Source organism: Atlantibacter sp., from assembly GCF_032062175.1.
Classification (GTDB): Bacteria; Pseudomonadota; Gammaproteobacteria; order Enterobacterales; family Enterobacteriaceae; genus Atlantibacter.
In genome coordinates this window covers 77042-100046 of sequence record NZ_DAMBQK010000012.1, presented here as the reverse complement: position 1 = coordinate 100046, position 23005 = coordinate 77042, and the positions used below count along the sequence as shown (strand labels likewise).

The 23005-nt window shown below is 56.8% G+C and carries 18 protein-coding genes; 6 read left to right on the top strand and 12 right to left on the bottom strand.

The window, feature by feature from the left end; translation table 11 throughout:
• Positions 1–906 (top strand): oxygen-dependent coproporphyrinogen oxidase, encoded by a 906-nt coding sequence (gene hemF / locus RT120_RS12705; protein ID WP_312982977.1) that lies wholly within the window; start codon positions 1–3, stop codon positions 904–906.
• A 45-nt stretch (positions 907–951) separates the two neighbouring features.
• Here hemF and maeB read toward each other — a convergent pair whose 3' ends face one another.
• Complete coding sequence (maeB, locus tag RT120_RS12700) at positions 952–3231, bottom strand: NADP-dependent oxaloacetate-decarboxylating malate dehydrogenase (RefSeq protein ID WP_312982976.1); 2280 nt, start codon at positions 3229–3231, stop codon at positions 952–954.
• 292 nt (positions 3232–3523) lie between these two features.
• Between maeB and tal the strand changes: the two genes are divergently transcribed.
• The gene (gene tal / locus RT120_RS12695) at positions 3524–4474 is read left to right on the top strand and encodes a transaldolase (RefSeq protein ID WP_312982975.1); all 951 of its coding nucleotides are present in this window, start codon (positions 3524–3526) and stop codon (positions 4472–4474) included.
• A gap of 55 nt (positions 4475–4529) precedes the next feature.
• Entirely contained in the window at positions 4530–6524 is a 1995-nt protein-coding gene (tkt, locus tag RT120_RS12690; protein ID WP_312982974.1) for a transketolase, read from the top strand.
• A 33-nt stretch (positions 6525–6557) separates the two neighbouring features.
• Here tkt and RT120_RS12685 read toward each other — a convergent pair whose 3' ends face one another.
• The 10 genes from RT120_RS12685 to aegA all read right to left on the bottom strand — a co-directional run bounded on the left by RT120_RS12685 (position 6558) and on the right by aegA (position 16583).
• On the bottom strand, positions 6558–7601 hold the full coding sequence (locus tag RT120_RS12685; protein ID WP_312982973.1) for a DUF1176 domain-containing protein: 1044 nt from the start codon (positions 7599–7601) through the stop codon (positions 6558–6560).
• 135 nt (positions 7602–7736) lie between these two features.
• Positions 7737–8312: a GDP-mannose pyrophosphatase NudK gene (nudK, locus tag RT120_RS12680; protein ID WP_312982972.1), complete on the bottom strand. Its 576-nt coding sequence runs from the start codon at positions 8310–8312 to the stop codon at positions 7737–7739.
• Between the two features lie 87 nt (positions 8313–8399).
• Positions 8400–8999, bottom strand: coding sequence for a cytochrome c-type protein NapC (napC, locus tag RT120_RS12675; RefSeq protein ID WP_312982971.1), 600 nt, complete (start codon positions 8997–8999; stop codon positions 8400–8402).
• 8 nt (positions 9000–9007) lie between these two features.
• Entirely contained in the window at positions 9008–9457 is a 450-nt protein-coding gene (gene napB, locus RT120_RS12670) for a nitrate reductase cytochrome c-type subunit (RefSeq protein WP_312982970.1), read from the bottom strand.
• Positions 9454–10317 carry a quinol dehydrogenase ferredoxin subunit NapH gene (gene napH / locus RT120_RS12665; RefSeq protein WP_312982969.1) on the bottom strand — a complete coding sequence of 288 codons (864 nt, stop codon included), beginning with the start codon at positions 10315–10317 and terminating at the stop codon, positions 9454–9456. Before napH ends, napB begins: the two co-directional genes overlap by 4 nt.
• Positions 10304–10999, bottom strand: coding sequence for a ferredoxin-type protein NapG (gene napG, locus RT120_RS12660; protein WP_312982968.1), 696 nt, complete (start codon positions 10997–10999; stop codon positions 10304–10306). The genes napH and napG overlap by 14 nt, the downstream gene beginning before the upstream one ends.
• Positions 11000–11004: 5 nt before the next feature.
• Positions 11005–13491, bottom strand: coding sequence for a nitrate reductase catalytic subunit NapA (gene napA / locus RT120_RS12655; protein ID WP_312982967.1), 2487 nt, complete (start codon positions 13489–13491; stop codon positions 11005–11007).
• Positions 13488–13751, bottom strand: coding sequence for a chaperone NapD (gene napD / locus RT120_RS12650; RefSeq protein WP_002463611.1), 264 nt, complete (start codon positions 13749–13751; stop codon positions 13488–13490). The genes napA and napD overlap by 4 nt, the downstream gene beginning before the upstream one ends.
• Positions 13744–14229 carry a ferredoxin-type protein NapF gene (gene napF, locus RT120_RS12645; RefSeq protein ID WP_312982966.1) on the bottom strand — a complete coding sequence of 162 codons (486 nt, stop codon included), beginning with the start codon at positions 14227–14229 and terminating at the stop codon, positions 13744–13746. Before napF ends, napD begins: the two co-directional genes overlap by 8 nt.
• Positions 14230–14597: 368 nt before the next feature.
• Positions 14598–16583 (bottom strand): formate-dependent uric acid utilization protein AegA, encoded by a 1986-nt coding sequence (gene aegA, locus RT120_RS12640; RefSeq protein WP_312983005.1) that lies wholly within the window; start codon positions 16581–16583, stop codon positions 14598–14600.
• A 310-nt stretch (positions 16584–16893) separates the two neighbouring features.
• Between aegA and narQ the strand changes: the two genes are divergently transcribed.
• The 3 genes from narQ to acrD all read left to right on the top strand — a co-directional run bounded on the left by narQ (position 16894) and on the right by acrD (position 22545).
• Positions 16894–18597, top strand: a complete 1704-nt coding sequence (gene narQ / locus RT120_RS12635; protein WP_312982965.1) for a nitrate/nitrite two-component system sensor histidine kinase NarQ — start codon at positions 16894–16896, stop codon at positions 18595–18597.
• A gap of 35 nt (positions 18598–18632) precedes the next feature.
• Positions 18633–19277, top strand: a complete 645-nt coding sequence (gene narP / locus RT120_RS12630; RefSeq protein WP_125294154.1) for a nitrate/nitrite response regulator protein NarP — start codon at positions 18633–18635, stop codon at positions 19275–19277.
• A 151-nt stretch (positions 19278–19428) separates the two neighbouring features.
• Positions 19429–22545, top strand: a complete 3117-nt coding sequence (gene acrD, locus RT120_RS12625) for a multidrug efflux RND transporter permease AcrD (protein ID WP_312982964.1) — start codon at positions 19429–19431, stop codon at positions 22543–22545.
• Positions 22546–22651: 106 nt separating this feature from the next.
• Here the strand turns inward: acrD and ypfM are convergent, their stop codons facing one another.
• Entirely contained in the window at positions 22652–22711 is a 60-nt protein-coding gene (ypfM, locus tag RT120_RS12620; RefSeq protein ID WP_121497584.1) for a protein YpfM, read from the bottom strand.
• Between the last annotated feature and the right edge of the window lie 294 nt (positions 22712–23005).

Below are 23005 nucleotides of genomic sequence, written 5' to 3'. Positions count from 1 at the left end.
ATGACGCCGGATATTTCAGCGGTTAAGCAGTTTTTGCTGGACCTACAGGATCGGATTTGCCAACAGCTCAGCGCCATCGACGGCGCAGTCTTCATTGAAGATAACTGGCAGCGCGACGCGGGCGGCGGTGGGCGCAGCCGCGTGTTGCGTGACGGCGGCGTATTCGAACAGGCAGGGGTTAACTTTTCCCACGTTCACGGCGATGCCCTGCCCGCTTCGGCCACCGCGCACCGCCCGGAACTGGCGGGACGCAGCTTCGAGGCGATGGGCGTTTCGCTGGTGGTGCATCCGCGTAATCCGTATATCCCCACCAGCCATGCCAACGTGCGGTTTTTTATCGCAACAAAGCCCGATGCTGAACCGGTGTGGTGGTTCGGCGGCGGTTTCGATTTAACGCCCTATTACGGCTTTGAAGAAGACGCCGTTCACTGGCACCGTACCGCCCGGGATCTGTGCGCGCCGTTCGGCGATGACGTCTATCCGCGCTACAAGAAATGGTGTGATGACTACTTCTTCCTGAAACACCGCAACGAGCCGCGCGGCATCGGCGGCCTGTTCTTCGACGATCTCAACGCCCCGGATTTTACGCGCTGCTTCGCCTTTATTCAGGCGGTAGGCCAGGGTTATCTGGATGCGTACCTGCCCATCGTCGAGCGCCGTAAAGCGCTGGCCTGGGGCGAGCGCGAGCGCGATTTCCAGCTTTATCGCCGGGGCCGCTATGTGGAGTTCAACCTGGTATGGGATCGCGGCACGCTGTTTGGTTTGCAAACCGGCGGGCGTACCGAGTCGATATTGATGTCGATGCCGCCGCTGGTGCGCTGGGAATACAACTTCCAGCCCGAAGCGGGCAGCCCGGAAGCGGCGCTAAGCGACTTTATTCAGGTTAAAGAGTGGTTGAAGCCATAAAAAAAATCAGACGCCGTGGCGTCTGATTTTCATTTCAACGCAGGGTTACAGCGGATTGGTTTGCGCTTCAACCACCGCCAGGGCCACCATATTGACGATACGACGCACCGACGCGATCTGCGTCAACACGTGCACCGGTTTCGCCACGCCCATCAGCACCGGCCCCACGGTCACGCCTTCAGAACTGGAGACGCGCAGCAGGTTGTAGCTGATACGCGCCGCTTCCACGTTTGGCATCACCAGAATGTTGGCAGAGCCTTTCAGCGGGCTGTCCGGCATACGTTCGTTGCGGATGCTTTCAATCAGCGCCGCATCGCCGTGCATTTCGCCATCAATCATCAGGTCCGGGGCGCGCTCGCGTACCAGTTCCAGGGTTTTGCGCATTTTGCTCGCCGCCGGGGAGTTGGACGAACCAAAGTTAGAGTGCGACAGCAGCGCCACTCTCGGCTCGATACCGAAGCGACGCACGGTTTCTGCCGCCATGATAGCGATTTCTGCCAACTGCTCTGGCGTCGGGTCGTCGTTGACATAGGTATCGGTGATAAAGGTGTTGCCGCTCGGCAGCAGCAGCGCGTTCATCGCCCCCGCCGCTTTCACGCCTTCGCGATAGCCGAAGATCTCCTGCACCACGCTGAAATGTTCGTGGTAATCGCCGATGGTGCCGCAAATCATGGCATCCGCTTCACCGCGATGCACCATGATCGCGCCGATCACGGTGGTGTTGCCGATCACCGCTTTCTGCGCCTGCTCCTGGGTAATCCCCCGGCGTTTCATGATGGTGTAGTACTCGTTCCAGTACTCTTTAAAGCGCGGATCGGATTCATTATTGACGATCTCGAAATCAACGCCCGCTTTAATTTGCAGCCCCAGTTTCTGGATACGCATTTCGATCACGCTCGGGCGGCCCACCAGGATCGGCTTCGCCAGGCCCAGGGTAATCAGTTCCTGAGTCGCGTGCAGTACGCGGTTATCTTCCCCTTCGGTCAGCACCACGCGTTTGGGATCTTTACGCGCCTGAGAGAAAATCGGCTTCATAAACAGGTTAGTTTTGTAGACAAACTCGGTGAGTTTATCAATGTAGGCATCGAAATCTTCGATTGGGCGGGTCGCTACGCCGGAATCCATTGCCGCTTTTGCCACCGCTGGGGCAATCTTCACAATCAAACGCGGGTCAAACGGTTTCGGGATGATGTATTCCGGGCCAAAGCTCAGGTCCTGGTCGCCATACGCTGAGGCCACGACTTCGCTTTGCTCCGCATGAGCCAGCTCGGCAATAGCATGAACCGCCGCCAGTTTCATCTCTTCGTTGATAGCGGTTGCGCCCACGTCCAGCGCGCCGCGGAAGATGAACGGGAAGCACAGCACGTTGTTGACCTGGTTCGGATAGTCGGAGCGGCCGGTACAGATAATCGCGTCCGGGCGCACCTCTTTCGCCAGCGGCGGCAGAATTTCCGGTTCCGGGTTAGCCAGCGCCAGGATCAGCGGCGCGCGCGCCATTTTTTTGACCATCTCTGGCGTCAACACTTTCGGGCCAGAACAGCCCAGGAAGATATCCGCGCCGTCAACCACATCGTCCAGCGTGCGCTTGCCGTCATCCTCGACCGCATAAGCCGCTTTGGTTTCCGCCATGTTCGGCTCGCGATCTTTATAGATGACGCCTTTGGAGTCGCATACCACGATGTTGTGTTTCTGCATGCCCAGCGCCACCAGCAGGTTCATACAGGCAATCGCCGCCGCCCCTGCGCCTGATACCACCATGCGCACATCAGAGAGATTCTTTTCCACCACGCGCAGGCCGTTCAGGATAGCGGCAGTACTGATGATCGCCGTGCCATGCTGGTCGTCGTGGAATACCGGAATATTCATGCGCTCACGCAGTTGTTGCTCGATATAAAAACATTCCGGCGCTTTGATATCTTCGAGGTTGATGCCGCCAAACGTCGGTTCCAGCGCGGCGACAACGTTAATAAATTTATCCGGGTCCAGTTCATCCACTTCAATATCGAAGACGTCGATACCGGCAAATTTTTTGAACAGGACGCCCTTGCCTTCCATCACCGGTTTACCGGCCAGCGCGCCAATATTGCCAAGTCCCAGCACCGCGGTGCCGTTGGAAATCACCGCGACCAGGTTGCCACGCGCCGTGTATTTAAAGGCCGCCAGCGGATCTTTTTCAATCTCAAGACAGGGAGCGGCCACGCCTGGCGAATAGGCCAGCGCCAAATCGCGCTGGGTAGCAAGCGGTTTGGTTGGAGAAACCTGAATTTTCCCTGGTACCGGAAACTCGTGGAAATCGAGGGCACTTTGTTTCAACTGTTCATCCATTTTTCTGGTCCTTTACCTTTCGTTCTGGGAAGTGACTGGAGGGCAATGCGTACCGCGCCCTTTTTGAGTGGGCCATAGTATGGCCCTTCGACGGCTAACAAACTTTGAACGTTGCCAAACTATCATCAATGTATGGCAAAGATTGTTAGCAATTTATAGAGACTATGTTACCTGCTGTGCCAGGCAATGCCATGCCTGTCTGCTATGCTTTTTTGTTATGCACATCGTTTCTTGTTTAAGGGAGCGCCGGGAAGCTCTCTGATAAGTATTTGTATACAAAGGAGTAAATTTCATGAACCAGCTAGAAGGTATCAAACAGTTCACCACCATCGTGGCCGACAGCGGCGATATTGAGTCAATTCGCCATTATCAACCGGAAGATGCCACCACCAACCCCTCGCTGTTACTGAAAGCCGCCGCCCTCGAGGCCTATAAGCCGTTGGTCAAGGACGCCTTACGCTACGGCAAATCCCGTGGTGATACCCAGGAACAGCAGATTGCCGAAGCCTGCGACAAACTGGCCGTCAACATTGGCGCGGAAATCCTCAAAAGCGTTCCGGGGCGCGTGTCAACCGAAGTGGATGCGCGGCTCTCATTCGATAAGCAAAAAAGCATCGAAAAAGCCCGCCGCCTGGTCGCGCTGTACGCCGAGCAGGGCATTGATAAGTCACGTATTCTGATCAAGCTCGCCTCCACCTGGGAGGGCATCCGCGCGGCGGAAGCGCTGGAAAAAGAAGGTATTAACTGCAACCTGACGCTGCTGTTTTCCTTCGCCCAGGCGCGCGCCTGCGCCGAAGCGGGCGTTTACCTGGTGTCGCCGTTCGTGGGGCGTATTTACGACTGGTATCAGGCCCGTAAACCCATGGACCCCTACGTGGTGGAAGAAGATCCGGGCGTGAAATCGGTGCGTAATATCTATGACTATTACAAACAGCACCGCTACGACACCATTGTGATGGGCGCGAGCTTCCGCCGTACTGAGCAAATTCTGGCACTGGCGGGCTGTGACCGTCTGACTATCTCGCCCGATCTGCTTAAACAGCTCCAGGCCAGCGAAGAGACCGTTCACCGCAAACTGATCCCCACCCCGCAAACCTTTAAACGCCCTGCGCCGATGACCGAAGCGGAATTCCGTTGGGAACATAACCAGGACGCGATGGCGGTAGAAAAATTAGCGGAAGGCATCAGGTCATTTGCCGTCGACCAACGCAAACTCGAGGATTTGCTCGCCGCAAAATCGTAATTCTTTTACTTTGAAAAATAACGGGTTACCCCCTTTATCAGCCATGGAGAACTCTATGTCTCGACAAGCGCTCGCTAACGCTATCCGCGCACTCAGTATGGACGCCGTACAAAAAGCCAACTCGGGGCATCCCGGTGCCCCGATGGGGATGGCGGATATCGCGGAAGTGTTGTGGAACGATTTCCTGAAGCACAACCCCAGCAACCCCACCTGGTACGATCGTGACCGGTTTATTCTCTCCAACGGTCACGCCTCAATGCTGCTGTACAGCCTGCTGCACCTGTCCGGCTATGACCTGCCGATCGAAGAGTTAAAAAACTTCCGCCAGTTGCATTCAAAAACGCCGGGACACCCGGAAATTGGCTATACCCCAGGGGTAGAAACCACCACCGGTCCGCTCGGCCAGGGCCTGGCGAATGCGGTGGGGCTGGCGATTGCCGAGCGCACCCTGGCGGCGCAGTTTAACCAGCCGGATCATGAGATTGTCGACCACTACACCTGGGTGTTTATGGGCGACGGCTGTTTGATGGAAGGCATCTCCCATGAAGTCTGTTCGCTGGCGGGCACGCTGGGGCTGGGCAAGCTGATCGGTTTTTACGACCATAACGGCATCTCGATTGACGGTGAAACCGAAGGCTGGTTTACCGACGATACTGCGAAGCGCTTCGAGGCCTATCACTGGCATGTAATCCCGGATATCGACGGCCATAACCCGGACGCGGTGAAAAAAGCCATCGAAGAAGCCAAAGCGGTGACGGATAAGCCGTCGCTGATTATGTGCCGCACCATTATCGGCTTCGGCTCGCCGAACAAAGCCGGTAAGGAAGAGTCCCACGGCGCGGCGCTGGGCGAGCAGGAAGTGGCGCTGGCCCGTAAACAGCTGGGCTGGAATCACCCGCCGTTTGAGATCCCGAAAGAGATTTATCAGCAGTGGGACGCCCATGAAGCCGGCGAAAAAGCCGAACAGGCCTGGAATGAGAAATTCGCCGCCTATAAAAAAGCCCACCCGGAACTGGCTGCGGAATTTGAGCGCCGGATGAGCGGCGGGATGCCGGAAAACTGGCAGGAAACCACGGCGCAGTACATTAAAAAGCTTCAGGCCGAACCCGCGAAAATCGCTACCCGTAAGGCATCGCAAAACGCGCTGAATACCTACGGTCCGATTCTGCCGGAACTGCTGGGCGGCTCCGCTGACCTGGCGCCGAGTAACCTCACTATCTGGTCAGGCTCCAAATCGCTGAAAGAAGACCTGGCGGGTAACTATATCCACTACGGCGTGCGCGAATTCGGCATGACCGCCATCGCCAACGGCATCGCCCACCACGGTGGATTTGTGCCTTACACCGCCACCTTCCTGATGTTTGTCGAGTACGCCCGTAATGCGGCGCGTATGGCGGCGCTGATGAAAGCGCGCCAGATCATGGTGTATACCCATGACTCCATCGGCCTTGGGGAAGATGGCCCGACGCACCAGGCCGTGGAACAGCTGGCCAGCCTGCGCCTGACGCCTAATTTCAGCACCTGGCGTCCGTGCGATCAGGTCGAAGCCGCCGTGGCGTGGAAAGCGGCAATTGAGCGCCATAACGGGCCGACGGCGTTGATCCTGTCGCGCCAGAACCTCGCTCAAATGGATCGCTCCGCCGAACAGATCGACGCTATCTCGAAAGGGGGTTACGTCCTGAAAGACTGCGACGGCCAGCCGGAGCTGATCCTGATTGCCACCGGTTCGGAGATGGAAATCACCGTTAACGCAGCCAAAACGCTGACCGACGAAGGCCACAAGGTGCGCGTGGTATCACTGCCATCCACCGATGTGTTTGAAGCCCAGGATGAAAGCTATAAAGAATCGGTATTGCCGCGTGACGCGCGCGCGCGCGTGGCGGTAGAAGCCGGGATTGCCGACTACTGGTACAAATATGTGGGCATCGACGGCGCGATTGTCGGGATGACCAGCTATGGCGAATCGGCTCCCGCCGAGAAGCTGTTCCCGTTCTTCGGCTTTACCACCGAGAACGTGGTGAAGAAAGCAAAACAGGTGCTGGGGAAATAAACCAAAAAGCCTGCCCACATGGGCAGGCTTTTTTTATTTAGTGACCCACAGCGTCGGCCAGGCGTCTGGCGTGTTCCAGTCGTCGCAGCTCGGCTCTTCAGCATATTTCACCAACCGAAAACGCTGCCCGTCGTAGCGCCAGCGCGTGGATACGCCGCAGTCGCCTTTGCCGCGCCCTTTCGCCAGCGTCACCAGTTCACGGTTGCGCTCATCAAAACTGGCGTTCATCAGCTCGACATCGGTACTTTCATTGGCGGGGGTAAACGGCAGGCGCAGACGAATTGCCCGTGCGCTCAGCGGCTTTTTACGATCTACCAGCCAGGCTAAATCCACCACGTTATACGCACCCATTTCACAGCTGATAATCATCAGCGCTTTATCGTCGGTCAGCGCGTAGACCCGCACTTCACGGCGCATCGGGTCGAGAGAACACTGGGTGTTGTTCATCTGCCAGCCGCCGTAATCCAGCAGCTCGTTCAGTTCTTCTTTCCCGAGCGGCGTGGGCGTAGGGTTTTTCACCGCCACGGCTTTTAGCGCAGGCGCAGGAGGCACGTTGAGCGGCGGTTCATCCCCTTTAGCCACCCACGCGGTTTCATTGCCTACGCGCTTTTGCTGGGTATCAATAAAGGTCACCGCGTCTTTCAGTCCTGCGAGGGAGATCTTGCCGGTGCCTTGCGCCAGGGTAATTTGTTTCGCATTCTGGATCTGGGCCAGGAAAGCAGTGATGGTGAGCGGCTCGTTATTGATTAACCGACGCGGGGTAATTTGCCATTTTGCGCCTGTGGGGAAAAACGGTTTGTCGTCGAGCAGTAAACGCGGGGCGATAGGCTGCGCATCGCTGGCAGGCTGGGAAAAATTGCCCTTTTCAATACGCATTTCAACATCGGTATGCGCGCCCGCGCTACGGCTCAGGGTCATCACCAGCCCATCGTGATTGCCGGTATTGCGGGCTTTACAGAAATTTTGATTGTTACACGTGACCTGCCAGTCATCGAATTGCTTTTGCACCGGAGCGGCAAAAGCGTGCGTAGCCCAAAAAAGGCTCGTTATGACCAACAATAAGACGCGTAGCAACATGAGGACAGATACCCTGACGAGAAAGAAGAAACAGAGAATACTCTCCGCGCCTATCTTCGTTCCCGGGGGGCCATCACTCAATCAGATTTTTCGGATAGCTTTATTCTAATTTTGTGTAACATAAGCGCCTGTATATCAAGACATAATGTTACGCATCGCCAGAAGCTGTAACAAAATCACGGTTTTTCCATCGCGAATTTGACCGTTTTTCATCATTTCCATTGCACGAATGAATGGGATTTCCAGCACCTCAATATCTTCATCATCAATACCGCCGCCTGCACTGGCGCGCTGTGAATCGTCATATTCGGCAAAATAAAACGAGATAAGCTCAGTGACGCCGCCTGGCGACATATACAGCTCGTAGACTTTTTCCACCTCGCCCACCTGGAAGCCGGTCTCTTCGATGGCTTCTTTACGGGCGCACACTTCCGGCTCGTCATCATCCAGCAGCCCCGCGCAGGCTTCAATCAGCATTCCGTCCTGATTACCGTTCACCCATGTGGCGATACGGAACTGGCGAGTCAACACCACGGTTTTTTTGTGGCGGTTATACAGCAGGATGGTCGCGCCATTGCCCCGGTCATACACTTCGCGGATATGGCGTACCGGCGGTTCGTCGCCTTTGGCGATGTCGTAGGTCACATTGCGCAGAATGAAATAATTATCGGAAAGGATTTTATCTTTAATAACGTTGATTTTGTGCGACACATTTACCACCAGGTCGGGAAGACAGGCGTCTAGTGTACGTCGAAAAGCGCAGAAAAAAAGCCGCCCGTTGCGGGCGGCTTAGCGGCATCAGAAGCCGTGCTTCACGTCGCTCATATCCGGGAGTTTATGGGCGATGCCTTTATGGCAGTCGATACAGGTTTGCCCTTCCTTGATGGCCTGGTCGTGCATTTTGGCGGCGACCGTTTTCTGGGCGGTGAAATCCATATAATCGAAGTTATGGCAGTTACGGCACTCTTGCGAGTTGTTGTTCTGCATACGCCGCCACTCGCTCTGCGCCATTTGTAAGCGGTGATCTTCAAACTTCGCAGGCGTATCGATGATGCCGAAGATCTTGCCGTACAGCTCTTTACTGGCTTGAATTTTACGGATCATTTTCGGGCCCCACTCGTGCGGTACGTGACAATCCGGACAGGTGGCGCGCACGCCGCTGCGGTTGTTGTAATGCACCGTCTCCATATACTCCTGGTAGACGTTATTGCGCATCTCGTGGCAGCTAATACAGAACTCTTCGGTGTTGGCTTTTTCCATACCGGTGTTAAAGCCGCCCCAGAAGATAATCCCCGCCGCGAAGCCGATAAGCAGCAGCGTCCCCAGCGCCAGACGGCTCGGACGTCGCCACCACTGCCAGATCCGGCGGATCAGGCCAGGTTTACGTTTGTTTTCCATATCATCCCTCACTGACCAAAGCCTTTCGAAGGCGTGAAGGTGTTTTCAATGATTGCCGGCGCGTCGGTTTGCGGCACATGGCATTGCAGGCAGAAATAACGACGCGGCGCTACACCAGAAAGCACTTTGCCGTCGCTGTCCATAAAGTGGGTCGGGCTGATGCGCGGCGCGCCGGTAGTGCGATAATGCTCGACACCGTGGCATTGCAGGCAGCGGTTAGTATTGGTGGTGACCTGATACCCGTCCACGCTATGGGGGATCATTGGCGGCTGGTTTACGTAGTTCAGCGCCATTTTCTCTTGCTGTTTAGGCATACGTATGGAGCCCTCCTGCGTGCCCGACACTTCCGGCGACTGTTTAAAGTCGACCGAATCTGCCGCCCACGCCGCACCGCTTATTAACAGCATCAATGCGGTCATCCAGGGAAAGAATCCATTTTTCAGGACTTGGCTTTTCATGATTTTGCTCCCGAACTCCATCTTGTTGTCATTTTTAAAACCTTTTCAGCACAGACATCGACGCAACGACCGCAGGTTATGCAATCGCGATCCGAAATCTCTACCGGGCTTTCCTTATTCAGCACCGGCGACCGTAAAACCTGCGGCTCCGGGCAAACGTGAAAACAATCCATACAACGCGTACAACGTTCACGACCCGCCGCACTCACCGTAAACACACCCTTCTGCCCCGCCAGCGCGTACATCGCGCCTACCGGGCACACGTGGCCGCACCAGCCGTGCTCCACCACCAGCAAATCGAACAGAAACAGCGCCAGCAGTAGCCAGATCCCCGCACCAAACCCGAAGATTAATCCGCGCCCCATCAGCGATACCGGGTTCACCCATTCCCACAGCAGCGAACCGGTGAGCACACTGGCTAACAGCACCATCGCCAGCACCAGATAACGCAGCCAGCGCGGCAGCGTGGCGGACGGCGTGATGTCGAAGCGGCGGCGCAGCCACGCAGCCAGATCGGTCAACGGATTCACCGGGCAGATCCAGCTGCAAAACAGCCGTTTTCCCGCCAGGGCATACAGCGCCAGAATCAGCACGCCGCCGAGCAATGCCAGCACGCCGGGCAGATGACCGCTCAACAGGCTCTGGGCAATCATCAGCGGATCGCTTAACGGCACCGTATCCAGCAGCAGGCTGCTGCTGTAGTTGCCGCGTAAGATCCACACCCCGAACCACGGACCGCTCAGGAACAGCGCCAGCACCAGCAACTGCGTCACGCGGCGCGCCATCAGCCAGCCGTAAGCGCCAAACACCCCTTTTACCGCCAGCGCATCGCGCCCGGCGTCCTGTTTACGATTTGCCATGGTTTCCCTCCAGCCAACCGAAACGGTAGTGATGCCCCAGCTCGCCACGCGCCAGATCCAGCGGCAGCACCTTGATGGCGGCCTGTTCCAGCACGCAGGCTTTCTCGCATTTTCCACAGCCGGTGCAGGCATCGCTGTGTACCGTCGGCAGGAAACGCGCGTGTTTGCCGGTACGGGTATTGCGTTCCAGCTCCAGGGTGATGGCGGTGTCTATTGACGGGCAAACCCGGTAACAGACATCGCAACGCAATCCCTGGAAGTTAAGGCAGTTTTCGTGATCGAGCAGGACGGCGATCCCCATGCGCGCATCGTCAATCGAGGCGATCTCTTTATCCAACGCGCCGCTTGGGCAGGCTTTGGCACATGGAATGTCTTCACACATTTCGCACGGAATATCCCGCGCCACGAAGTACGGCGTACCGGCCTCAGGGCCGGATGCCAGCGTCGCCAGCTTGAGCGTATCGTAAGGACAGGCCTGGACGCATTGCCCGCAACGCACGCAAGCGCGGGAGAACCCCGGCTCGCCCAGCGCGCCTGGCGGGCGTAACCGCACCCCAGTGGCGTGGCTACGCTGCTGCCCAAGCCCCAGCACCACGGCAACGGCGGTCAATCCGCCCGCCGCCCGCGCCATATCGCGCAGGAAGCGGCGGCGAGCCGGTCGTGGTGCGTTTTCCCTGGCCACGGTGGTTACACCTTCTCAACCTTCACGGCGCACTTCTTGAAGTCCGTCTCTTTCGAGAGCGGGTCAGTGGCGTCGAGGGTCAATACGTTAACCAGCTGTGCGGCGTCGAAGAACGGCATGTACACCAGTCCCTGCGGCGGACGGTTACGTCCACGGGTTTCCACAATGGAAACCAACTCGCCGCGACGGGAAAGTACTTTCACCTTGTCGCCGCGACGCAGGCCACGAGACTGCGCATCCAGTGGATGGATAAACAGCACGGCTTCCGGGAACGCGCGGTGCAGTTCCGGTACGCGGCGGGTCATACTGCCGGTGTGCCAGTGCTCCAGCACGCGGCCGGTGGACAGCCACAGATCGTATTCTTTATCCGGCGCTTCCGCCGCAGGCTCAAACGGCAGCGCGAAGATCACCGCTTTGCCATCCGGCTTGCCGTAGAATTTGTAGCCCTCGCCCGCTTTCACGTACGGGTCGTGGCCTTCGCTGTAGCGCCACTGGGTTTCTTTGCCGTCAACCACTGGCCAGCGCAGACCGCGTGCTTTGTGGTAATCGTCGAACGGCGCCAGGTCGTGACCGTGGCCGCGTCCGAAAGCGGCGTACTCTTCGAACAGACCTTTTTGCAGATAGAAGCCCAGCTCGCGGGATTCATCGTTCAGTTGATCTTCCGCCAGTTCGCTTACCGGGAATTTCTTGACGTTATCGTTCGCGAACAGGACGTCAAACAGGGTTTTGCCACGGTATTCCGGCTTCTGGGCCAGCAACTCTTCCGGCCAGACTTCTTCGACTTTGAAGCGCTTAGCGAAAGTCACTAACTGCCACAGGTCGGATTTTGCTTCGCCCGGTGCCTGAACCTGCTGACGCCAGAACTGCGTGCGGCGTTCGGCGTTGCCGAAGGCCCCTTCTTTCTCAACCCACATGGCGGTCGGCAGGATCAAATCCGCTGCCAGCGCGCTCACGGTCGGGTACGGATCGGAGACGATGATAAAGTTGCGCGGATCGCGCCAGCCTGGCATACGCTCTTCATTGATGTTCGGCCCGGCCTGCATGTTGTTGTTACACATCACCCAGTAGACGTTCAGTTTGCCGTCTTTCAGCGCGCGGTCCTGCGCCACCGCGTGGAGACCGATTTTCGCCGGAATGGTGCCGGTGGGGATCTGCCACATTTTTTCGGTGATATCGCGGTGTTTCTCGTTCGTCACCACCATGTCGGCAGGCAGACGGTGAGCAAAAGTACCCACTTCACGCGCAGTACCGCAGGCGGATGGCTGGCCGGTCAGGGAGAACGGTCCACAGCCTGGCTGGGAGATTTTCCCGGTCAGCAGGTGGATGTTGTACACCAGGTTGTTGGCCCACACGCCGCGAGTGTGTTGGTTGAAGCCCATCGTCCAGTAAGAAATCACTTTCTTCTTCGGATCGGCATACAACTGCGCCAGCGCTTCCAGTTGATCTTTCGGCACGCTGGTCATTTCGGCGGTTTTTTCGAGGGTATATTCCGCAACGAACGCTTTGTACTCGTCAAAGGTCATCGGTTCAGACGCATCTGAGCCCGGATTTTTAGCCGCTTTTTCCAGCGGGTGGGTCGGACGCAGGCCGTAACCGATGTCCGTTGCACCACGGCGCAGGTTGACGTGCTGTTTGAAGAACGACTCGTTAACCGCGTTATTTTGAATGATGTAGTTGGCGATGTAGTTAAGGATCGCCAGGTCGCTCTGCGGGGTAAAGACCATGCCGTTATCCGCCAGCTCGAAGCTGCGGTGCTGGAAGGTCGAGAGAACCGCGACGGTCACGTTCGGATCGGACAGGCGACGGTTGGTGATGCGCGACCACAGGATCGGGTGCATCTCCGCCATGTTGGAGCCCCACAACACGAACGCATCAGTTTGCTCGATGTCGTCGTAGCAGCCCATCGGCTCATCCATGCCAAAGGTACGCATAAAGCCAACCACCGCTGACGCCATGCAGTGACGCGCGTTCGGGTCGATGTTGTTGGTGCGCAGACCGGCTTTGAATAGTTTCGAGGCCGCATAACCTTCCCACACGGTCCACTGGCCGGAACCGAACATACCCACGGAATCCGGGCCTTTTTCCTTGATGGCGGTTTTGAATTTTTGTTCCATCACATCAAAGGCTTGTTCCCAGCTGACCGGGGTAAACTCACCCTCTTTGCTATACTGGCCGTCTTTCATGCGCAGCAGCGGCTGGGTCAGCCGGTCTTTGCCGTACATGATCTTCGGCAGGAAGTAGCCTTTAATGCAGTTCAGCCCACGGTTGACCGGTGCGTCCGGGTCGCCCTGGCAGGCGACCATTTTGCCATTCTGGGTGCCGACTAATACGCCGCAGCCGGTGCCGCAGAAACGGCACGGGGCTTTATCCCATTTAATGGCATCTTGTTGTCCGACGACCGCCCGGGCCACGGACGGTACAGTGATGCCCGCTGCCGCAGCGGCCGCGGCGACGGCGTTAGCTTTCATAAAGCTACGACGACTGAGTTTCATGGTGTTTCCTCACCTTGCTCATCCTGCTGGTGGTAAACCAGCGACACCGCCAGCACGCCTGCGAGATTACGTGCCGACTCAATTCTTTCGATTAAGGCCGCGCTACTGGCGGCTTCCATCACAACCACCAGTTTCCCGGTGGCTTCTTCACTGGCTGCGACCTCGGTATTCGCCATGGCGTTGAGCAACTGCGTCACGCTTTCGGTGGCGTCAGGGCGCGTCTGGACGAATAAACTGGATACGTGCCATTCACTACTCATGACGACTCCTTAGGGTGATAGCTGAGACCGGACAGGCCGGAATACACGCCCCACAAGTGGTACACGAAGACACATCAGGTTCAGGACGGGCGATGCCGTTCAGCGTTGGGCGAAAACGTATCGCCTGAATTTCACAGGCGTCCTGACAACAGCGGCACTCCACCTGGCGGTGCGCCAGGCAGCGTTCGCTAACAGATAACTGGTAATCCCAGGGCGTTGCGCTTTGCGGTAAAAACAACGTTTCCGGACAATGGGCGGCGCAGGCGTAGCAAAATGTGCATTCCGCCTGGTCGAAATCCATTTTCGGGTAACCGCCCGCGCCGATAGTCAGGACGCGGGTCGGGCAGGCGGTAACGCATTGCTGGCAGCGGGTGCAGTGCTCGACGAAATGATCTTCGCCGCCACTCCAGGGCGGACGAAATTCGGGTGCGTGGGTACGCCAGCCCGTTAATAAACGTCGTCTCGACACTTCTGCCATTGGCAATCCTTGCAATCCAGTCGTACTTATAAAGAGGGTGTCCGCATTAACGATGCGGTTATAGGAGTGTGGTAACAATATGTGACAAGGGGTAGAGGGGGCATCACCCTAAGGGGGTAAATCCTGTTGTTGGATCAAGGATGAGGTGGGTTTGGGGCTGGGGGCGGCTTTTTGGCTGAAGCCAGAGGTATTTATTTGTTTGGTGGAATGTTTCGTTCGCTCAGAGTGTGTACATTCATGTGACATCGGAGTACGCGAACGAGTCAGGGATGCTCGCCGCCGCGCCCCCAACCCGTTCGCGTACACCTGCGCTTAAGATTAACTCGAAAGCCCAGGCGAACGGAACAATTCCACCGAACGGAACGTTCTCAATGGGCCACCTGCTCCTCCAACGCCAGATACTTCAAAATCCCCCTCGCCGCATGGCGCCCTTCCGCCATTGCCGTCACTACCAGATCCGCCCCGCGCACCGCATCGCCCCCTGCGAAAATCTTCGGATTGGTCGTCTGATACCGATACTCGCTCTGCACATTCGCCTGAATCCGACCCCAGTCGTCAAGCCTCACGCCCTGGGCTTCCAGCCACGGCATCGCATGAGGATGGAAGCCGAACGCCATCACCACCGCATCGGCAGGCATCACAAATTCACTGCCCGGGATCGGCTGCGGACGGCGGCGACCCTGCCCGTCTGGCTCACCCAGCGCGGTACGCAAAAACCGTACCCCGCAGGCCTTACCAGATTCATCCAGCACCACGTCCACAGGCTGCACGTTAAACTCAAACTGCGCCCCCTCCTCCCGCGCGTTTTTCACCTCTTTGCGCGAGCCGGGCATGTTTTTCTCATCGCGACGGTAGGCGCAGGTGACTTTCGCCGCCCCGTGGCGCAGCGAGGTGCGCACGCAGTCCATCGCGGTATCGCCACCGCCCAACACCACCACCGCTTTACCCGCCATATCGACATACGGCTGGGTATCCAGTTCCGCCAGGCCCATCACCTGTTTGGTGTTGGCAATCAGGAACGGCAGCGCGTCATAGACGCCCGGCGCGTCTTCATTGGGCAAGTCGGCCTTCATTGAACGATAAGTGCCAACGCCGATAAATACCGCGTCGTACTCTTCCACCAGTGTGGCGAGCGGAATGTCTTTACCGATTTCGCAGTTCAACTGGAAGGTGATGCCCATCGACGTGAAGATTTCCCGCCGCCGCTGCATCAGGCTTTTATCCAGTTTGAAAGATGGAATGCCAAAGGTCAGCAAGCCGCCGATTTCCGGGTGCAGATCGTAAACCGTGGTTTGAACGCCGCTGCGCGCCAGTATATCTGCGCACGCCAGCCCCGCCGGGCCCGCACCGATAATCGCCACCCGTCCCGCTTTCGGCTGTACGTGAGAAAGATCGGGCCGCCAGCCGCGGGCAAAGGCGCGGTCAGAAATATAGCGCTCGATATTACCGATGGTCACCGCGCCGTGCTCATCGCGTACCGTACAGGCCCCTTCGCACAGACGGTCCTGCGGGCAGACGCGCCCGGTGATTTCCGGCAGGCAGTTGGTTTGATGGGACAGTTCGACTGCTTCGCTTTCCCGGCCCTGCTTCACCAGCTCAATCCACTGCGGGATGTGGTTATGCAATGGGCATGTCCATTCGCAGATGCTGTGTTCGCCGCAACTCAGGCAGCGTTCAGCCTCTGCGCCCGCCTGTTGGGCGCTGAACGGCAGGTAAATCTCATCGAAACCGGTTTTACGCTGCTCGAGGGGCAGTTTGTCCGGCTCGCCGCGCGGCGGTGTCGCCGCCATCTGACGCACTTTATCACCCACGTCCGGCACGCGGCGTAATGCCAACCCGCCGTGGGGCGACTGCGCTTCGCGACAGGCGGTGTCCACGCGGCGACTGCGCGCCAGGCTCTGGAGCGACTCGCCGCCCACCACGCGCAGGGCATTAGACGGGCACTGCTCCACGCAGGCCGGACCGGCGTCGCGCTGATGGCACAGATCGCATTTATGGGCGTGAGTCGTAACGGTATCGTGCGGGCCGCACGCACTTTCCACCATCTGCATTACGCCAAATGGGCAAGCCAGCATACAGGATTTGCAGCCGATGCATTTGCGCTCATCAAGCTGGATGCTCTGCTGGGTTTTGGTCAGCGCGCCGTTGGGGCAACTGCCCAGGCAGGGTGCGGATTCACAATGATGGCAGGTCACCGCATTGCGCAGGTTCCCCTGTTTCAACACGGTAATACGCGGGCGAAAAGCTGATGCCGTCAGCACGTGCTGCTCGTTATTATGTGCCATCACGCAAGCCACTTCACATGCATGGCATCCAATGCAGCGCGACGGATCTGCAAACACAAATCGGTTCATCATACTCACCCCGTCGATACTCGTATTGTTATAGGGGGTATTTCTTAACCAGTCTGGGGCGGCGGCGCAACGGGCGTTTGCACGAAAAGAGAACAAATTGCCCGGTATGCTGAACCAGATCAATTTATTTTGCTGAAATTGAAACCCCGTTTTGCTGAAATTTTTGTTATCAGGATGTCAGCAGTGTTTTAGCGGCTGGTTATAGATCGAAAAATGCTGCTAGCTGGCGCGAAAGTTTCCTGAAAGGCTGTTTCACGTCCCGTTAGATTCTGGTAGGTTGCGACCACCTTTGCAGTGAGGGAACAGATCGGTGATTGTTCAACGTCCGGTATCCACAAGCCTTGCCCGCGCCTTTTTTTACATCATGCTGCTGTCGCTCTTGTCGACGGGCGTCGCCCTGCTGACCCTCGCCAGCAGCCTGCGCGATGCCGAAGCGGTGAATATCGCCGGTTCGCTGCGGATGCAAAGCTACCGCCTCGGCTATGAGTTGCAGGCCAACGATCCGCAGCTTGAGAGCCATCGGCAGCAGTATGACACCGCGCTGAATTCGCCGGTGCTGATGTTGCTGAACCGCTGGTATGTGCCAGGGGAAGTGCGGGAGCGCTACGCGGCGCTGCACGAGAACTGGCAGGAGATGAACAACCGCCTGCTGGCGCGGGATCTGACCTGGTACCACAACAATATTTCCGGCTACGTGCACCAAATCGATCTGTTTGTTCTGGCCTTGCAACACTATGCCGAGCGGAAAGTGATCCTGGTAGTGCTAACCTCGCTATTTGGCTTTATGGCGATTTTCACGCTGGTGTTCTTTACCCTGCGGCGCATTCGCCAGCAGGTGGTGGAACCGCTGAACAGCCTGGTGCACGCCAGCCGCAGCATTGAGCAGCAGCAATTTGATTACCCGCCGCTCAACACCGAACTGGATAATGAACTGGGCCTGCTGGGCCGTTCCTTTACCCGCATGTCCGGCGAACTGCAAAAGCTGTATCGCTCGCTGGAAGAAAACGTGCGGGAAAAAACCCTGAGTTTACAGGAAGCCAACCGCATGCTCGGCGTGCTGTATCACTGCTCCCAGGCGCTGAACGTCAGCACCATCGACCAGCACTGTTTCCGGCGGATTTTACAAATTGTCCGCCAGCATGAAGCCATCGGCGCAATCGAGATGGAAGTCGGCAGCCACTGGCGGCTCAGCGAAGGCGCAAGCGAACTGATGGCCCCCTGGCATACGCTGCCGCTGGCGATGCAGGAAACCATTTTTGGCCAGTTGCGCTGGCAGTCGCAGGGGAAAAACCCTTCCCCGCAGTTAATGGAAAGCGTGGCTAATATGCTGGGGCGCGGGCTGTTCTTCAACCAGGCGCAAAAGCATTATCAACAGTTATTATTGATGGAAGAACGCGCTACTATTGCCCGGGAACTCCACGATTCGCTGGCGCAGGTACTTTCCTTTTTACGCATCCAGTTGACGTTACTGAAACGCGCAGTGCCGCAGGAAAATGATAAAGCGCAGCAGATTATCAGCGATTTCGACCGCGCGCTGAACGACGCCTACCGTCAACTGCGCGAACTGCTGACCACGTTCCGCTTAACGCTGCAACAGGCAGATTTACCGTCGGCGTTGCAGGAGATGATCGAACCGCTGCGCGGGCAGACCGCCGCCGCGATCCATCTGGATTGCAAAATGTCGCCGCTGGCGCTGGACGCGCAACAGCAGGTGCATTTGCTGCAAATCGTGCGCGAAGCGGTGCTGAACGCCATTAAGCACGCCAACGCCAGCGAGATTTCCGTGAGCTGTTTGACCTCGCCGGACGGCAGTCATGCGGTCTATATCCGTGATAACGGAACCGGGATCGCCAGCCTTGATGAACCTGCCGGTCATTATGGGCTAAATATTATGCATGAACGTGCCGAAAGATTAGGTGGGGTGCTAACCATTTCGCGTCCGGTCAATGGCGGAACCATGATCGGCATCAGCTTTACCACACCCCAGGCAATGTCTGACGTGGCAAACGTCTAATTACAATAATCACACCGTATTACAGGGAGACCAGGATGACGGAAAAACAACAGCACCAGGTATTGATTGTCGACGATCATCCGCTGATGCGCCGCGGGATTCGCCAATTGCTGGAAATCGACGACAGTTTCAATGTGGTCGGTGAAGCCAGTAGCGGGACGGAAGCCATCAGTCTCGCTAATCGTCTTTCACCCGATGTCATCCTGCTGGATCTCAATATGAAAGGGCTGAGCGGCCTTGATACTCTGCATGCCCTGCGCCGTGATGGCGTCAGCGCGCGGATTATCGTGCTGACCGTCTCCGATGCCCGGAATGACGTGTATGCGCTGATCGACGCGGGCGCGGATGGCTATTTGCTGAAAGACAGCGATCCGGAAGAACTGCTGGCAGCGATCCGCCACGGCGCACTGCACGGCGACGCGTTTAGCGAGCAGGTGCGCGAATACTTAAATAATCGTAAAGATAGCGTAAAAAGCGACGATCCCTTTACCACGCTGACCGAGCGGGAACTGGACGTGTTGCAGGAAGTGGCGCGCGGCCAGTCGAATAAACAAATCGCTATGGTGCTGCATATTTCTGAAGAGACCGTAAAAGTCCATATTCGCAACCTGTTACGCAAACTTAACGTGCGTTCCCGTGTGGCGGCGACGGTGCTGTTTCTGGAAACTCGCGGGCTATAACGACCTTCGCAGGCTGGGCCTTCAGCCTGCAAAAACTGAATACTAATTTACACTATCTCCTCAATTTCTCCACGTTTGCCTCGGGGTTAGCGGATACAGTGAAGCGGCCCCTAATAATAACGTCGCGAAGCATTAAGAGGTTTTGACACACATGGCGAATTTTTTTATCGATCGCCCCATTTTTGCCTGGGTGCTGGCCATCATTTTGTGTCTTACTGGCACGTTAGCCATTTTTTCGTTACCTGTTGAGCAATATCCCGACCTGGCGCCGCCGAACGTGCGGATCACCGCCAACTACCCTGGCGCGTCGGCGCAAACCCTGGAAAATACCGTCACCCAGGTCATTGAGCAGAACATGACCGGCCTCGACAATCTGATGTATATGTCGTCGCAAAGCAGCGCGACCGGGCAAGCCTCGATTACGTTAAGTTTTGCCGCCGGGACCGACCCGGACGAAGCCGTCCAGCAGGTGCAAAACCAGTTGCAGTCGGCAATGCGTAAACTCCCCCAGGCGGTGCAGAACCAGGGGGTGACGGTGCGTAAAACCGGCGATACCAATATTCTGACCATCGCGTTTGTCTCTACCGACGGCAGCATGGATAAGCAGGATATTGCTGACTATGTCGCCAGTAATATTCAGGACCCGCTCAGCCGCGTGGATGGCGTGGGGGATATCGACGCTTACGGTTCGCCCTACTCCATGCGCATCTGGCTGGAGCCGGGCAAGCTGATCGGCTATCAGCTCACCACGCAGGACGTGGTGGACGCGATTGAATCCCAGAACAGCCAGATTGCCGTCGGCCAGTTGGGCGGCACGCCGTCGGTGGATAACCAGGCGCTGAATGCCACCATCAATGCCCAGTCGCTGCTGGAAACCCCGGAACAGTTCCGTGACATCACCCTGCGGGTCAATCAGGACGGCTCAGAAGTAAAACTCGGCGATGTCGCCGTGGTAGAGATGGGCGCAGAAAAGTATGACTACCTGAGCCGGTTTAACGGCAATGCGGCATCCGGCCTGGGGATCAAACTGGCCTCTGGTGCCAATGAAATGGCGACAGCGGAACTGGCGCTGAAAAAGCTCGATGAACTGGCCCAGTATTTTCCTCACGGGCTGGAATACAAAGTCGCTTATGAAACCACCTCGTTTGTTAAAGCCTCGATTGTCGATGTGGTGAAAACGCTGCTGGAGGCCATCGCGCTGGTGTTCCTGGTGATGTACCTGTTTTTGCAGAACTTCCGCGCCACGCTGATTCCGACTATCGCCGTTCCGGTGGTGTTAATGGGCACCTTTGCGGTGCTTTACGCCTTTGGCTACAGCATCAACACCCTGACAATGTTCGCCATGGTGCTGGCTATCGGCCTGCTGGTAGACGACGCTATCGTGGTGGTGGAAAACGTCGAGCGCATTATGAGCGAGGAAGGCTTATCCCCCAGGGAAGCCACCCGCAAATCGATGGGGCAGATCCAGGGCGCGCTGGTGGGGATCGCCATGGTGCTTTCCGCCGTGTTTATCCCGATGGCTTTTTTCGGCGGCACGACCGGCGCAATTTACCGGCAGTTCTCCATCACTATCGTTTCCGCCATGGTGCTCTCGGTGCTGGTGGCGATGATCCTCACCCCTGCCCTGTGCGCCACCATGCTAAAGCCGCTGCACAAAGGCGAGCACCACGGCCAGCGCGGCTTTTTCGGCTGGTTTAACCGGATGTTCAGCCGCAACGCGGCGCGCTATGAGCGTGGCGTGGGCAAAATTTTGCACCGCAGCGTGCGCTGGATGCTGATTTATGTGCTGTTGCTCGGCGGTATGGTGATTATCTTTTTACGGCTTCCGACCTCGTTTCTCCCGCTGGAAGACCGGGGGATGTTTATCACCTCGGTACAGTTGCCCAGCGGGGCGACTCAGCAGCAGACGCTGAAAGTGGTTCAGCAGGTGGAGCAGTATTTCTTCACCAAAGAGAAAGAGAACGTGATGTCGGTGTTTGCCACCGTGGGTTCCGGGCCGGGCGGCAACGGGCAAAACGTGGCGCGGATGTTTGTCCGTCTGAAAGACTGGGACGACCGCGACGCCAAAACCGGCAGTTCCTTCGCCATCATCGAACGCGCCACCAAAGCGTTTCAGGGCATCAAAGAAGCACGTGTCTTTGCCAGCAGCCCGCCTGCGATTAGCGGCATGGGCAGTTCGGCGGGCTTTGATATGGAACTTCAGGATCACTCCGGGGCTGGTCACGATGCGCTAATGAAAGCGCGCGACCAACTGCTGGCGCTGGCCGGGGATAATCATCAGTTGACCCGGGTTCGCCACAACGGCCTGGACGACAGCCCGCAGTTGCAAATTGATATCGACCAGCGTAAAGCCCAGGCGCTGGGCGTCTCCATTGACGATATCAATAACACCCTGCAAACCGCCTGGGGTTCCAGCTATGTGAACGACTTTATGGATCGCGGGCGCGTGAAAAAGGTCTACGTTCAGGCCGCCGCGAAATACCGCATGTTGCCGGAAGATATTAATCAGTGGTATGTGCGCAATAAAGACGGCGGGATGGTGCCCTTCTCGGCGTTCGCGACCTCGCGCTGGGAAACCGGTTCGCCGCGCCTTGAGCGTTACAACGGCTATTCGGCGGTGGAAATTGTCGGCGAGGCCGCGCCGGGCGTCAGTACCGGTACTGCGATGGATATCATGGAGAAGCTGGTAAAAGAGCTGCCTGTTGGCTTTGGCGTGGAGTGGACAGCGATGTCCTATCAGGAACGGCTTTCCGGTGCGCAGGCGCCGGCGCTGTATGCCATCTCGCTGCTGGTGGTCTTCCTGTGCCTTGCGGCGCTGTATGAGAGCTGGTCGGTGCCGTTCTCCGTGATGCTGGTGGTGCCGCTGGGCGTAATCGGCGCGCTACTGGCGACCTGGATGCGCGGGCTGGAAAACGATGTCTATTTCCAGGTGGGGTTACTTACGGTGATTGGGTTATCGGCCAAGAACGCCATATTAATCGTCGAGTTTGCTAATGATATGAATGCGCGCGGTAAGGATCTGATAGCGGCTACGCTGGAAGCCTGTCACCAGCGTCTGCGCCCGATACTGATGACGTCGCTGGCGTTTATCTTCGGCGTGTTGCCGATGGCAACCAGCAGCGGCGCGGGCTCCAGCAGCCAGCACGCTGTGGGCACCGGGGTGATGGGCGGCATGATTTCCGCTACCGTGTTGGCCATTTTCTTCGTGCCACTGTTTTTCGTGCTGGTGAGGCAGCGTTTCCCGCTGAAGGAACGTCAGGAAAAGTAAGAATTTTTGTTCAAAAAAAAGCGGCCTGAACAGGTCGCTTTTTTAGTGGGTTTACCCACGATTTATTATTCGAAGAACGTCGTGTTCTTGATTTCATACTGGATGGTTACTTACGCAGCATCCCATCAATAAAATCTTTCCAGTTCCCTAGTTCACGATCAATCATAATTACCTCTCTTATTATATTTCCATTATATGAAAATATATCTTCTTCTGCAGATATTTTAGCCAACTGCTTCACACTTCTTTTTTTGTATTCAGCGTTGTTGGAAAGTACTATGCCGCGTTTCTATTACATAAGTCGTGACAGACCGCAATATTTTGAAATTTGCTTTAAAATAAGAACTTACCCATAAAACAGGTTACAAACCTGTGTAAAACCGGCGTGTTAGCGGCGCGGATGATAACAGACATTTTTCTTTTCCATCACACTTTTCACTGAAATGATTAAACTACATTC